Source organism: Sorangium sp. So ce590, assembly GCF_051521365.1.
Classification (GTDB): Bacteria; Myxococcota_A; Polyangia; order Polyangiales; family Polyangiaceae; genus Sorangium.
Genome location: NZ_CP150346.1, coordinates 626,916 through 640,147, shown reverse-complemented (window position 1 = coordinate 640,147; position 13,232 = coordinate 626,916). Strand labels below are relative to the sequence as shown.

At 70.8% G+C, this 13,232-nt stretch carries 8 protein-coding genes; 6 read left to right on the top strand and 2 right to left on the bottom strand.

Annotated features, from left to right (window positions below):
• Positions 1–22: 22 nt before the first annotated feature.
• A complete protein-coding gene (hflX, locus tag WMF28_RS02430; RefSeq protein ID WP_437604202.1) occupies positions 23–1,879 on the bottom strand; it encodes a GTPase HflX in 1,857 nt (618 codons plus the stop codon).
• A 226-nt stretch (positions 1,880–2,105) separates the two neighbouring features.
• Here hflX and WMF28_RS02425 point away from each other — a divergent pair, with 226 nt between their 5' ends.
• The 6 genes from WMF28_RS02425 (at position 2,106) to thiL (ending at position 9,521) form a co-directional block, all read left to right on the top strand.
• Positions 2,106–3,152 carry a homoserine kinase gene (locus WMF28_RS02425; RefSeq protein WP_437600410.1) on the top strand — a complete coding sequence of 349 codons (1,047 nt, stop codon included), beginning with the start codon at positions 2,106–2,108 and terminating at the stop codon, positions 3,150–3,152.
• A gap of 153 nt (positions 3,153–3,305) precedes the next feature.
• Entirely contained in the window at positions 3,306–4,199 is an 894-nt protein-coding gene (locus tag WMF28_RS02420) for a M48 family metallopeptidase (RefSeq protein ID WP_437577928.1), read from the top strand.
• Positions 4,200–4,247: 48 nt separating this feature from the next.
• Positions 4,248–6,065, top strand: coding sequence for a dynamin family protein (locus tag WMF28_RS02415; RefSeq protein ID WP_437600409.1), 1,818 nt, complete (start codon positions 4,248–4,250; stop codon positions 6,063–6,065).
• Between the two features lie 108 nt (positions 6,066–6,173).
• Positions 6,174–6,902: a GTP-binding protein gene (locus WMF28_RS02410; RefSeq protein WP_437486028.1), complete on the top strand. Its 729-nt coding sequence runs from the start codon at positions 6,174–6,176 to the stop codon at positions 6,900–6,902.
• Positions 6,899–8,521, top strand: coding sequence for an ATP-binding protein (locus WMF28_RS02405; RefSeq protein WP_437600408.1), 1,623 nt, complete (start codon positions 6,899–6,901; stop codon positions 8,519–8,521). Before WMF28_RS02410 ends, WMF28_RS02405 begins: the two co-directional genes overlap by 4 nt.
• 10 nt (positions 8,522–8,531) lie before the next feature.
• Complete coding sequence (gene thiL / locus WMF28_RS02400; RefSeq protein WP_437600407.1) at positions 8,532–9,521, top strand: thiamine-phosphate kinase; 990 nt, start codon at positions 8,532–8,534, stop codon at positions 9,519–9,521.
• A gap of 145 nt (positions 9,522–9,666) precedes the next feature.
• Here the strand turns inward: thiL and WMF28_RS02395 are convergent, their stop codons facing one another.
• Positions 9,667–13,086, bottom strand: coding sequence for a vitamin B12-dependent ribonucleotide reductase (locus tag WMF28_RS02395; protein WP_437600406.1), 3,420 nt, complete (start codon positions 13,084–13,086; stop codon positions 9,667–9,669).
• Between the last annotated feature and the right edge of the window lie 146 nt (positions 13,087–13,232).

The following is a 13,232-nucleotide window of genomic DNA, read 5'->3' as shown; positions in this document are numbered from 1 at the left end:
TCCTCGAGGAGCCCGGCGGAGCTCACGCCTCGAACGTCCCTCTCACACGCGCGCGGATCTCCCCGGCGCCCGATGGCGGACCGAGCACCGTCATCGACTCGGCTTCTCCCTCGAACAGGCCGCCGTCCTCCAGCTCGACGCCTTCGGCCTCGGCCTCGTAGGCAGGCACCATCGCGGCCTCGTCCCAGCGGCTCTTGAGCCGAGCCGCGAGCTTCATGAGCAGCTCCCGCGTCGTCTCCCTGTCCGTGGCGGACAGGAGCACCGCGTCTCGATGCCCGAGGAGCAGCCGCCGCCCCTCCTCCGGGGCGATCAGGTCCACCTTGTTGAACACCAGGATGCGGGGGATGCCGATGAGATCGAGCTCGGTCAGCAGCGCCTCGGTCGTCTCGATGTGCTGATCGCGCGCGGGATCGCTCGCGTCCACGACGTGGAGCAGGAGGTCGGCGTCGGCGGCTTCCTCGAACGTCGCCCGGAAGGCGGCGAACAGGTCCTTCGGGAGCTCCCGGATGAAGCCGACCGTGTCGGTGATCACCACCTCGCGCTCCTCGGGGAAGCGCAGCCGCCTCGAGCGGGTGTCGAGCGTCGCAAACAGCTTGTTCTCGGCGAATACATCGGCGCCGGTCAGCGTGTTCAGCAGCGTGCTCTTGCCGGCGTTCGTGTAGCCCACGATCGAGACCACCGGCACGCCGAGCCGGGCGCGCCGGCGGCGGCGCTGCTCGCGCTGCCGGGAGAGCCGCTTCAGCTGCGCCTCCAGGAAGCTGACGCGCTCCTTCGCGCGGCGGCGCCCGATCTCGAGCTTCGTCTCGCCGGGACCGCGCCCGCCGATGCCGCCGGTCAGGCGGGACAGGGAGTCGTCCTTCTGCCCAAGGCGCGGGAGCGTGTACTTCAGCTGGGCCAGCTCGACCTGGAGCTTGCCGTCCGACGACTCTGCGCGCTGGGCGAAGATGTCGAGGATGAGCTGCGTCCGGTCGAGCACCTTGAGATCCGTGTGCTTCGCGATCGCCGAGGCCTGCGAGGGGGTGAGATCCCGGTCGAAGACCAGCGTCTCCGCGTCGAGCTCCGAGGCGCGCAGCACGACCTCGTCGAGCTTCCCCTTGCCGAGCACGAGCCGCGGATCGATGCGGTCGCGCAGCTGAAGCACCCTGTCCGCGACGTCGACGCCGGCGGTGCCGGCGAGCTCGGTCAGCTCGCGCAGGCTCTCCTCGGCCCGCGCGAGCGCGCCCGTCTTGGCTTTCTCGGCGACGTGCACGAGGATCGCCCGGCCGTCCTTGGCCGCGATCGACCTCGTGCGCGAGCGCTTCGCGAACTCGTCCTCGAGCGCCTGGATGAGCGCGCCGAAATCGACGTCGACGCGGCCGATCGCGACGGGGCCCACGGTCCGGTACGGAAGCTCCGCCTTCCCGCGGCCGTCGCCGTCGGCGTCGTCCACGGTCACCGTGATCGCTTCCTTCCCGCGGACCGGCACGTTGTACGCGTACTGGATGGTCTTCGGCTCGCCCTGCGGGGTGAGCTGCACGGCCGCGACCAGGTCGAGCCGGAGGCGGACGAGGTCGACAAGGTCGTCCCGCGTGAGCGGCTCGTTGAAGAGGTGCGTATGGACGAGCCGGAGCGCCCTGAAGCGCCCCTGCGCGGCGCGGAGGCGCCCGATGTCGGGCAGCATCAGCCGGGTCGCGTCGCCGACGACGACGTAGTCGACCTCGCCCGAGCGGTGGACCAGGGCGCCGACCTGGCGCCCCGCCTCGTGCGACGCTTCGGCGAGCGCCTTGATGAGCTCGGGCGTGGCGAGGCTCGCGAGCGGCACCTTGCGGCGGTAGATGCGCTCTAGGGTCTTGGTGGCGAGAGGGCTGAGTCCGGTGGTGTTTCCGTAGATGGTGGGCATTCGATAGTCGAAGGGGATGTCGCTCCCGCTCAATTCATAACGCACGAGGAACCGGTCCGCGACCTGGGCCACCGCGGATCTTCACGCGGGGCGCGCATTTTCCTGTCGCTCGCCGCTGTCGGCCCCTCGGCCCCCTCCCGTTTCCCGCCTCGTCGCGTCTCTCGCTCGGCGTGCTCCTCCAGGTTCCTGTGGAGGCCGCGCGCGAGCCGTGGCAACCGTGCCCACGATGGCCATCCTGACCCCCCTCTCGCTCGCAGATGCCCGCCGCATCGGCGCGCTCTACGGCCTGGAGATCGCCGACGTGCGCGGCCTCCTCGCCGGGAGCGTGAACTCGAACTTCGCGCTGACGCTCGCCGACGGCCGCGGGCAAGCGTTCCTGCGGGTCTACGAGGAGCAGCAACTCCATGCGGCCTCGCGCGAGGCGCTCATGCTGGAGCACCTCGCGGCCGGCGGCGTCGCCACGCCGCAGCCGCTCCGGCGCCGGGATGCGACGTCCGGGTCGGAGGGCGCCGCGTTCATCGCAGAGCACGCCGGCAAGCCGGTCGCGCTGTTCCCGTGGGTCGCGGGCGAGTCGCTCTGCCAGGCGCGCGTCACGCCCGAAGCGACCCGTCGCGTCGGCGCGGCCCTGGCGCGCGTGCACCTCGTCGGCGCGTCGTTCGAGGGGGCGAACGCGAGCCGGTTCGACCTCGACAGCCTCGACCAGCGGCTCCAGGGCCTCCGTGCGCCCGGATCCGCCGCGAGCGCCGCGCAGGCCGCCGGCCCTCCCGCCTCGACCCTCCCGCCCGAGGTGGCCGCCGCCGTGGACGAGCTCACCGGCCGGCTCCAGCGGATGCGCGCCGCGGCGCCGCGGACGTCCGGACCCGAGACGCTGATCCACGGCGATCTCTTCCGCGACAACGTGCTCTGGCAGGACGGCGAGATCTCGGCGCTGCTCGATTTCGAGAGCGCCTCGCGCGGGAGCGCCGTCTTCGATCTCGCCGTCACGATGCTGGCGTGGTGCTTCGGCGACGACCTCGACCCGGAGCTCGCGGCCGCGCTCGCCGCCGGTTACACGTCGGTGCGGCCGCTTTCAACCGAGGAGCGTGGCCGGATCTTCCACGAGAGCCTGGTCGCCGCGCTGAGGTTCTCCATCACGCGGATCACCGACTTCGAGCTCCGCCCGAAGGGCAGCGGTGTCTACAAGGACTTCCGGCGCTTCCTCGCGCGGCAGCGGACGCTCGAGCGCCTCGGCCCGGAGGGGCTGCTCGCGCTGCTTCGCGTTGATCGCGTCTGATCGCGTCAGCTCACGTCTGCTCTCGCCTGATTTGCGCCAGCTCGCGTCCGACGCGGGGTGTGCGCGAAGGTCGCCCCGTGATTTTGCGTTAAGTTCACGACGCCGGGCGAGGGCGGCGTTGCGCGTCCGCGGCCTGGCCATTACCTTCGCCGGATGGCACAGGTCGGAACGCTCGATTTCAAGGGCTTCATCGAGAGACGGAAGGGCCAGCGCGCGGGTGGCGGGGACGGCGCTGGAAACGCGTATGCCTATGTGTCCGATAAGAACACGCGGCTCGCCTTCGAGAAGATGCGTCCGGTCGAGCTCGCCGTGACCGCCGCGGTCAGGCTGTTCAAGACGGTCGGCAAGAACGAGCTCCTCGGCCACGCCGTGAAGGTCGGCCCCACGCAGTTCCCGCGCGTCCACAACCTCGCGCTCCGCTGCGCCGACACGCTCGGGATCGCGACCCCGACGCTCTACATCGTCAACAGCCCCTACCTCAATGCCGCCACCTACGGCACGAACGACGACTCGTTCATCATGGTGCACTCGGCGCTCGTCGACCATTTCACCGACGACGAGCTGCTCAGCGTCATCGGCCACGAGTGCGGCCACATCCACAACAGCCACGTCGTCTACCTGACCGCGATGCACTACCTGACGCGGATGGCGTCGGTCTTCGTGAAGTGGATCGTCGGCCCGGCGATGATCGCGCTCTCCGGCTGGTCGCGCCGGGCCGAGGTCACCTGCGACCGCGCCGGGCTGCTCTGCGCGAAGAGCCTCGACGTCTCGACGCGCGCGCTCACCAAGCTCGCGCTCGGCTCGACCAAGCTCTACGAGGAGCTGAACCTCGAGGCGTTCATCGCCCAGCACGAGGAGGGCAAGGGCGGCATCGGCAGGTTCGCCGAGTTCACGGCCAACCACCCGTGGCTGCCGAAGCGCGTCCTGGCGCTCCGGGCCTTCGCCGAGAGCGAGCTCTACCAGCGCCACGCCGGGCTCGGCGCGGGCGGCCTCTCCATGGAGGAGGTCGACGAGAAGGTGCACGAAGTCATCAAGATCTGGGGCTGAGGGGCTCTCTCCTCCTGGCTCCCGACCCAAGGCCGAGGTCCAACGCACATGCTCGAATCCTTCCACAGCCGCAAAGACGACGTGACCGGGGCGCTCCGGGAGCTCGTGGAGTTCGCCGAGGCCCTCGGCGCCAAGAGCGTCGCGACGCGCATCGCGAACGATCTCGTGAAGAAGCTCGAGGCCGATCGGTTCCACCTCGTCGTGGTCGGCGAGTTCAACCACGGCAAGACGACCTTCGTGAACGCCCTGCTCGGCGCCTCGATCCTGCCCGTCGGCGTGACGCCCACGACGGCGGTGATCCACCACCTCGAGTACGCGGCCGAGCCGCGCGCCGAGGTGGTCTACGCGTCGGGCGAGCGCGTGGGCCTGCCCTTCGAGGACGTGCGGGCCTTCACCGTCGGCGGAGAGCGCTCGTCGAGCGCCGGCGAGGTCAAATTCCTCGAGGTAGGGTACCCGGCCGAGCTCCTGCGCGAGCGCGTGGTCCTCGTCGACACCCCCGGGGTGAACGATCTCTCGCTCCAGCGGGCGGACATCACCTACAGCTACATCCCGCGGTCGGACGCCGTGCTGTTCCTCATCGACGCCGGCCAGCCGCTCAAGGAGAGCGAGCGCGTCTTCCTCCAGGACAAGCTGCTCGGGCAGTCCCGCGACAAGATCCTCTTCGTCGTGACGAAGCGCGACATCTGGAGCCAGGACGAGGAGGTCGAGGCGCTCGCCTACATCCGGAGCGAGCTCGGGAAGCTCGTGAAGACGCCGGTGGTCTTCCCGATCTCGAGCGAGCGGGCGCTGGAGGCGGATCGGGCCGGCAGCGGGATGCCGGAGCTGCTCGATCACCTGACGCGGTTCCTCGCCGAGGAGCGCGGGCGCATCCTCCTCGACAACGCGCTCGGCGAGGGCCTCGAGTCCTCGCGCCTGCTCGGCAAGGGCGTCGACGCGCGGCGGCGGGCGGCCGCGATGTCGCGCGAAGAGCTCAGCCGTCGCATCGAGATGATCGAGAAGGATCTGGCCGGCCAGTCGCGCACCATCGAGGAGCGGCGCGCCGGCATCCGCGAGGAGGTGAGCGCCATCCGGGCGTGGGTGCGCCGCGATCTGGATCGCTTCGTCGACGACGTGCTCCGGCAGCTGCCGGCGATCATCGACGAGGCCCAGACCGACGAGATCAAGGTCTACCTCGGCGCGTTCCTGGAGCGCACCTTGGCCGAGTGGGCGCAGGCCGAGACGAAGGAGATCGCCACGGCGCTCGAGGCGCTCGCCGAGAAGACGATCGCGCTCGTCCGAGAGGACGCGCACGACGTGGCCAAGCGGGTCAGCGAGGCGCTCGGGGGCGACGTGAAGACGCCGAACGTCGAGGTCGACACGTTCGGCTACGACGTCGGCGTCTTCGCGCTCTTCACGATCGGCCTCGGCGTGATGTTCACGAACGCCCTGCTCGGCGGGATCCTGGCGCTCGCGGCGCCGGTCCTGGCCGTGTACGTAAAGGACAAGGTCGAGGCCGAGACCCGCAAGAAGGCGAAGGAGATGGCGCCGATCGCCCTGCGCGAGGCCGCCACCCGGATCGGGCCCAAGCTCGACGAGATGATCCAGGAGTTCGCGAGCCGGCTCGACGCGTGGGTGGTCACGGCAGGCCAGGAGCTGCACCGGGAGGTCATCGAGGTGCTCCAGGCGGCCCGCGAGGAGCGGGTCCGCTCCGAGCCGAGCAGCGAGAGCCAGCTCAAGGCGTGCGACGCCCAGGCCGAGGCGCTCCAGACCCTGACGGGGCGCCTGGAGGGGCTGCGGAGCGCGCTCTGGACCATCGAGAACGGCGAGAGCAAGCTGATCCCTCCCCCCGTGCCCAGCGTGCCCAACGCGCCCGGCGGCTCGGCCTGAGCGGGGCGCACGCCTCCTGACAAGGGAGGAGGCGCTGCCCGGCCCGGCATCCTCGGCCGGGCGCCGTGGCCATATCCAATCGTCCGCTGCTCATGCGAGAATGCGGCTGTGCAGCTCGACTTCGCAGCCCGTGAAGTGACGATCAAGCTCGTCTATTACGGCCCGGCGCTCAGCGGCAAGACGACGAACCTCGTCTCGCTGCACGGGCTCGCCGGGTCGGACGCCCGCGGACGGTTGATGACGCTCGAAACACAGGACGATCGCACGCTGTTCTTCGATCTCCTGCCGCTCACCTTCCGCGCGAAGGACGGCGACGTCTCGCTCCGCATCAAGCTGTTCACCGTGCCCGGTCAACCGATGCACGCCGCCACGCGGCGGCTCGTGCTCCAGGGCGCAGATGGGGTCGCGCTGATCGCCGACTCCCAGCTCACGGAGACGCAGCGCAACGCCGACGCGTTCTTCGACCTCCGCCAGAACCTGCGGGAGAACGGCCTCGATCTCGCGCGGATGCCGCTCGTCATCCAGTTCAACAAGCGCGACCTCCCCGACATCCGGAGCGACGAGGAGCTGGCGCGCCTCGCCGCGCGGGGCAAGGAGCCGGTGTACAGGGCCATCGCGACCCGCGGCATGGGCACGGTGGAGACGTTCATGGGCCTGCTCCACCTCACGTGGGAGACGCTCGATCAGACGCACCAGCTCTCGAAGCGGCTGTCGATCAGCGGCGAGGAGCTCCTCAACAGCGCGGTGCGCCAGCTCGGGGTGACGAGCTCGGTGAGCGAGCTCCTGGCGAGGCGCATGGGCGGCAGCCTCGAGAAGAGCTCCCGGATCGTTCCATGAGGCCCGACGCCCACAAGGGGACGCCGGCTGATTTCGGCCTCGACGACGAGGATCTCCTCCATGCGCCGAGCTCCGCGCCGGTACCGTCGGCCCGCGTCGCGGACGCGCCCAGCTCCTCGAAGCGCGACGGAGCGCCGAGCAGCGCGCCCGAGCCCTCGACGCTGCCGCCCCCTGCGGCTGCGCCGGTCGTCGATCTGGTCGGCATCGGCCCGCTCTCGCTCGAGGATCTCGTGGATCGCCAGGCCCTCGGCGAGATGGCGGCCTCGTTCCACAAGCTGTTCGGGCTGCCGATCGGGATCCAGTCGATCAACGGCGCGACGCTCGCGGAGTCCGGCGCGCTCGCGGAGTCCGGCGCGCTCGCGACGCTCGCGACGCCGGCCGGCCCGGCCGGAGACGAGCCGGAGACCGCGCGGACCGGCGCGGCGCGGGCGGATCGGGCGCAGCGGCGCGGCGCGGCGGCCGTCGGCGAGCACACGGATCCCCGCTTCGCCGGCGCGCTCTACCAGGTGTTCCCGATCGAGTACGACGGGCGCGCGATCGGCCGGTCGATCCTCGGCCCGTACCTGCCCGAGGGCGTCGATGAGCCTCCCGCTGCCGAGCTCACGGCGGCGGCGCAGACCCAGCTCGCGCGCGCCGCGGAGGGGCTGCCGCGGCTCCGGCCGGAGCGGCTCGGCGAGATCGCGGATCACCTCCGCGCCGTCCTCGATCTCATCCTGTTCAGCGGGCACAAATCGCTCCTCACGTCGACGATGCACGTCGCGTCGATCCGCGAGAGCTTCCGTGAGCTCTCGCAGAAGAACGCCGAGCTGGAGCAGGCCTACGAGCGGCTGAAGGAGCTCGACCGGCTCAAGTCGAACTTCCTCGCCACGGTGTCGCACGAGCTCCGGACCCCGCTCACGTCGATCATGGGTTACAGCGAGATGCTCGCCGAGGGCATCGGCGGGCCCCTGACCGGTGAGCAGCGCGAGTTCATCGATACGATCCGGTCGAAGAGCGAGCAGCTGCTCGGGCTCATCATGAGCCTCCTGGATCTCTCGAAGCTGGAGAGCGGTACGCTGATCGTGCACCGCACCGAGGTGGCGGTCGGCCCGGTGCTCATCGAGGCGGCGTCGACGATGACGCCGGCCGCCTCGAAGAAGGGCGTCGAGCTCCGGATCCGCGCCGAGAGCGATCTCCCGCCGGTGCTCGGGGACAGCGATCGGCTGCGGCAGGTGTTCATCAACCTCGTCGAGAACGCGGTGAAATTCACCGAGGCCGGGGGCGAGGTGCAGCTCGTCGCCCGCGCCGTGAGCGAGGACACGGACGACCTCCCCGGGCTGGTGCTCGTCGCGCCGCTCCAGCAGGCGGTCGAGATCCGCGTCGTGGACACGGGCATCGGCATTCCTCCTGGCGAGCGGTTGAAGGTGTTCGACCCGTTCTACCAGATCGATCAGAGCTCGACCCGGGAGCACGGCGGCACGGGCCTCGGCCTCTCGATCGTCAAGCGCCTGGTCGAGGCGCACAGCGGCACGGTCCGCATCGAGCCGAACGAGCCGCGCGGCACCGTGTTCGTGGTCAAGCTGCCCACGGTCGCGGGCTCGCCGGCGAAGAACAGCGTCGTGCCGCCCATCTTTCAATGAGCGGGTTTCCATGAGCGGGCGCTCCGAGTGGAAGCGCATCGAGCTGCTGCGCGCCGTGCTCGGCGGTGCGGCCGGCGAGCACGTGCTCTGCGGCATCGGCGACGACGCCGCGATCCTCGCGCCCGCGGCACCGCAGGGCGGGGCGCTCCCGGGCGCCGCGGAGCCGCTCGTCTGGACGGTCGACAGCGCCGTCGAGGGCGTGCATTTCCGGCGCGATCTCCTGAGCTTCGAGGAACTCGGCTACCGGGCGACGATGGCGGCGGCGAGCGATCTCGCCGCGATGGGGGCGCGCCCGGTCGGCCTGCTCGCCGCGCTGGTGCTGCCTCCGGACGTGAGCGACGACGAGCTCGGCGCTCTCGCCGCGGGCCAGCGCGCCGCGTGCGACGAGATCGGCACGGCGGTCATCGGCGGGAACCTCTCCCGGGGCGGCGAGATCTCGATCACCACGACGGCGCTCGGCGTCGCGGCCGCGCCGCTCCGGCGCGACGGCGCGCGCCCCGGCGACACGCTCGCGCTGGCGGGGCCGGTCGGCCTGGCCGCAGCGGGGTTTGCGCTGCTCGACCGGGGCATCGCGCCGTCCGGCGCGGCGGCCGCGCTGGCGATCCGGGCATTTCGCCGGCCGGCGGCGCGCATCGACGCGGGCCGCCGCGCGGCCGCGAGCGCCCGCGCGGCGATCGACATCTCCGACGGTCTCGCCGCGGATCTGGCGCACCTCGCGCGCGCGAGCGGCGTGCGCGTGCTGCTCGATCCCGGGGCGCTCGTCGGCTCGGATCTCCGCGAGGCCGCCGCGCTGCTCGGCGCTGATGCGCTGGAGCTCGCGCTGTACGGGGGCGAGGACTACGCGATCGCGGTCGCAGGGCCCGACGTCGGCGCGCTCCCCGGCTTCGTGACGATCGGCCGCTGCGCGCCGCGCGAGGAGGGCACGAGCGACGTGGCGCTGGTCGGACCGGACGGGCAGCTCACGAGCCTCGCGGCGCGGGGGTACGATCACTTCGCCTGACGCCGCTCTGGCGCAGCGGGGCCTTCCAGTCCCGGCCTTCCCGTTCACGAGGCACTAGCGGCACTGGCCGCCAACAGGCGCGAGTTCGTGGGAGGGGCCCCCCGCCGGCCCCTCCCTCATCCCCACAACCCCCGCCCGTCGCCCCTCAGCTGCAACCCATGCTGTTGCCGCAGTTGAGGCACTTGTAGCAGGCCCCGTTGCGCACGGTGATGTGCCCGCAGCCGTCGCAGACCGGCGCGTCGCCCATCATGTCCTCGAGCTGCGCGTCGAGCGCGCTCGACGCCCGTCCCCCGCCCTCGAGCAGCGCCGACGCCGGGGAGGTCTGCGAGAACGACGCCACGCCGCTCTCCTGCGCCCGCGACTCGACCGGGTCCTCCATGGCCGAGGTGACCGGCTGCACGTGGGCCAGATCGTAGCGGTTCAGGTACTCGACCCCGAGCACGCGGAAGAGGTAGTCCACGATCGAGGTCGAGAACTTCACGTAGTCGTGCCCCTCGACCACGCCCTGCGGCTCGAAGCGAGTGAAGGTGTACTGCTCGACGAAGGTCTCGATCGGCACGCCGTACTGGAGCCCGATCGACACCGCCATCGCGAAGCAGTTCATCATCGAGCGGAACGCGGCCCCCTCCTTGTGCAGGTCGATGAAGATCTCGCCGAGCGTCCCGTCGTCGTACTCGCCGGTGCGGAGGTAGATCTTGTGCCCGCCGACGCGCGCCTCCTGCGTGAAGCCCTTGCGCTTCCTCGGCAGGCGGAACCGCTCGGGCGCCGCCGCCGAGGGCGAGCGCGGGCGCGCCTGGCTGGCCAGCGCGGTCGCCGCCTGGAGCACGGGGCCGGCGATCTCGGCCTTGTCCGCCTTGCCCTTGGTCTCCGTCGACTTGCTGTCGCTCGTGGACGAGAGCGGCTGGGACGCCTTGCAGCCGTCGCGGTAGAGCGCGACCGCCTTGAGCCCGAGGCGCCACCCCTCCTCGTAGATCCGCTGCACGTCCTCGACCGTCGCGTCGTTCGGCAGGTTCACGGTCTTCGAGATGGCGCCCGACAGGAACGGCTGCGCCGCGGCCATCATCCGGACGTGCGACATCGGCGCGAGGTAGCGCCGGCCCTTCTTGCCGCAGCGGTTGGCGCAGTCGAACACCGCGTAGTGCTCCTCGCGCAGGTGCGGCGCCCCCTCCACCGTCATGCGGCCGATGATCGTCTCGTTCGCCTCCTCGATCTCCGCGGGCGAGAAGCCGAGGTGCTGGAGCAGCGAGAAGCTGAAGCGCGCCCGCGACTCCTTGGAGACGCCGAGCCGGTCGTAGGTCTCCTCGCCGAGGATCCAGGGGCCGAAGGCGAGCTCCAGATCGAAGACGCCGGGGATGGCGGCCTCGATCTTCGCGAGGTCGTCGTTGTTGAGCCCCTTGGCCTTGAGCGACGCCCGGTTCACGTGCGGCGCCGCCAGGAGGGTGTTCGTGCCGGAGACGAAGGCGACGATCTCCTGCACCTCGGCCTCGGGGTAGCCGAGCCGCCGGAGCGCCTCGGGGACGGACTGGTTCACGATCTTGAAGTAGCCGCCGCCGGCGAGCTTCTTGAACTTCACGAGCGCGAAGTCGGGCTCGATGCCCGTCGTGTCGCAGTCCATCAGCAGGCCGATGGTGCCGGTCGGGGCGAGCACCGTCGCCTGGGCGTTGCGGTAGCCGTGCTCCTGCCCGATCCGGACCGCCTCGTCCCAGTCGGCGCACGCCGCCCGCCAGAGCGACTCCGGGCAGCGGTCGCGGTCGAGCGCGTAGGCGGCGTCGCGGTGCATGCCCATCACCCGGAGCATCGGCTCGCGGTTCCTCGCGAACCCGGCGAACGGCCCCTTTGCGGCGGCCACCTCGGCCGAGACCCGGTAAGCGTGGCCGCACAGGATCGCGGTGAGCGCGCCCGCCACCGAGCGGCCCTGGTCGGAGTCGTACGGGATGCCCTGCAGCATGAGCAGGGTGCCCAGGTTGGCGTAGCCGAGCCCGAGCGGGCGGTAGTCGTGCGAGTTCTTCGCGATGCCCCGGGTCGGGTACGCCGAGAAGTCGACAAGGATCTCCTGCGCGACGAAGAACACCCGCACCGCGTGGCGGTAGCCCTCGATGTCGAACGAGCCGTCCTCGCCGAGGAACTTGGTGAGGTTCAGGCTCGCCAGGTTGCAGGCCGAGTCGTCGAGGAACATGTACTCGGAGCACGGGTTCGAGGCGTTGATGCGCGCCGTGTTCGGGCAGGTGTGCCAGCGGTTGATGGTCGTGTCGTACTGCACGCCCGGATCGGCGCAGCCCCACGCCGCCTCGGCGATCTGGCGCCAGAGATCCTTCGCGCTCAGCGTGTCGACGACCTCGCCGGTCGTCCGGGAGCGCGTCTCCCACGACGCGGCCGTCGCCGCCGCGCGCATGAACTCGTCGCTCACGCGCACGGAGTTGTTCGAGTTCTGCCCGCTCACGGTGTGGTACGCCTCGCCGTTGAAGTCGGAGGGGTACCCCGAGGCGATGAGCGCCATCGCCTTCTTCTCCTCGCGGACCTTCCACTGGATGAAGTCGACGATCTCCGGGTGGTCCATGTCGAGGCAGACCATCTTGGCGGCGCGCCGCGTCGTGCCGCCGCTCTTTGTCGCGCCGGCGGCGCGGTCGAACACCTCGAGGAAGCTCATGAGCCCCGAGCTCGTCCCGCCGCCCGAGAGCTTCTCCTGCTTCCCGCGGATCGCGCTGAAGTTCGTCCCCGTCCCCGACCCGTACTTGAACAGGCGGGCCTCGCTCTTCACGAGGTCGTAGATGCTCATCAGGTCGTCCTGGATCGCCTGGATGAAGCACGCCGAGCACTGCGGCCGCTCGTAGGCGTTCCGGGTCTCGATGATCTCGTCGACCGCTCCCGCCGTGCTCGTTCGGCTCGTGGATGCGCCCGACTTCGCCACGGCGCCCCCGTTCCCCGCGTCGGCCGAGGCCTCGTTCCAGGCGTAGTTGCCGCCCGAGCCCTCGATGCCATAGCGGTGGAAGAGCCCGCAGTTGAACCACACGGGCGAGTTGAACGCGCCGTACTGGTGGACGAGCAGGTACGAGAGCTCTGCCTCGAAGGAGTCCGCGTCCTTCGTGGAGGCGAAGTAGCCGCCGAAGCGCTCGCCCGCCTCGCGGATGGTGCGCGCGAGCCGGTGGACGACCTGGCGGACGCTCGTCTCGCCGAGCTCCTTCTTGCCCTGGATCCCAGCCTTGCGGAAGTACTTGGAGACGACGATATCGGTCGCGAGCTGCGACCAGCCGGCGGGGATCTCGGCCCCTTCCATCTTGAAGACGACCGAGCCGTCCGGGTTGGTGATGATGCTCGAGCGGCGCTCCCAGGTGACCTCGTCGAGCGGGTCCGCGCCGCGGTGCGTGAACCGCCGGTCGAACCCGAGCCCGCGCGGCCGCGAGGCCCCCTTCTTCGCGGCCTTCTTCGCGGCCGCGCCGTCGGTCTGCGCCTTGGCAACCCCCCCGGTCACCGGACGGGCCCCTGCATCTTCCTTCGTCCGCGCCGTCATCTTGCCGTTCCCGACGGGAAGCTTACCGCCGTCACCCACAACTGCCGACTGGGCCATTTCCAAGTCCTCCTGTGAGCCACCGCACCGGGCGGTCACTCGGGTCCTACCAAAAGCACAAATAGTTCCCGGGAGAACGCCGAGGCCTCATCGCCTCGGATCTCCACAGGTCCCGTCGCTTCTCCCCTGCTACCTGCTCAAACGTT

Bases quoted from the DNA above. Each gene is read 5' to 3' on its own strand.
- hflX (WP_437604202.1), bottom strand. From the start codon at position 1,879: ATGCCCACCATCTACGGAAACACCACCGGACTCAGCCCTCTCGCCACC.
- WMF28_RS02425 (WP_437600410.1), top strand. From the start codon at position 2,106: ATGGCCATCCTGACCCCCCTCTCGCTCGCAGATGCCCGCCGCATCGGC.
- WMF28_RS02420 (WP_437577928.1), top strand. From the start codon at position 3,306: ATGGCACAGGTCGGAACGCTCGATTTCAAGGGCTTCATCGAGAGACGG.
- WMF28_RS02415 (WP_437600409.1), top strand. From the start codon at position 4,248: ATGCTCGAATCCTTCCACAGCCGCAAAGACGACGTGACCGGGGCGCTC.
- WMF28_RS02405 (WP_437600408.1), top strand. From the start codon at position 6,899: ATGAGGCCCGACGCCCACAAGGGGACGCCGGCTGATTTCGGCCTCGAC.
- thiL (WP_437600407.1), top strand. From the start codon at position 8,532: ATGAGCGGGCGCTCCGAGTGGAAGCGCATCGAGCTGCTGCGCGCCGTG.
- WMF28_RS02395 (WP_437600406.1), bottom strand. From the start codon at position 13,086: ATGGCCCAGTCGGCAGTTGTGGGTGACGGCGGTAAGCTTCCCGTCGGG.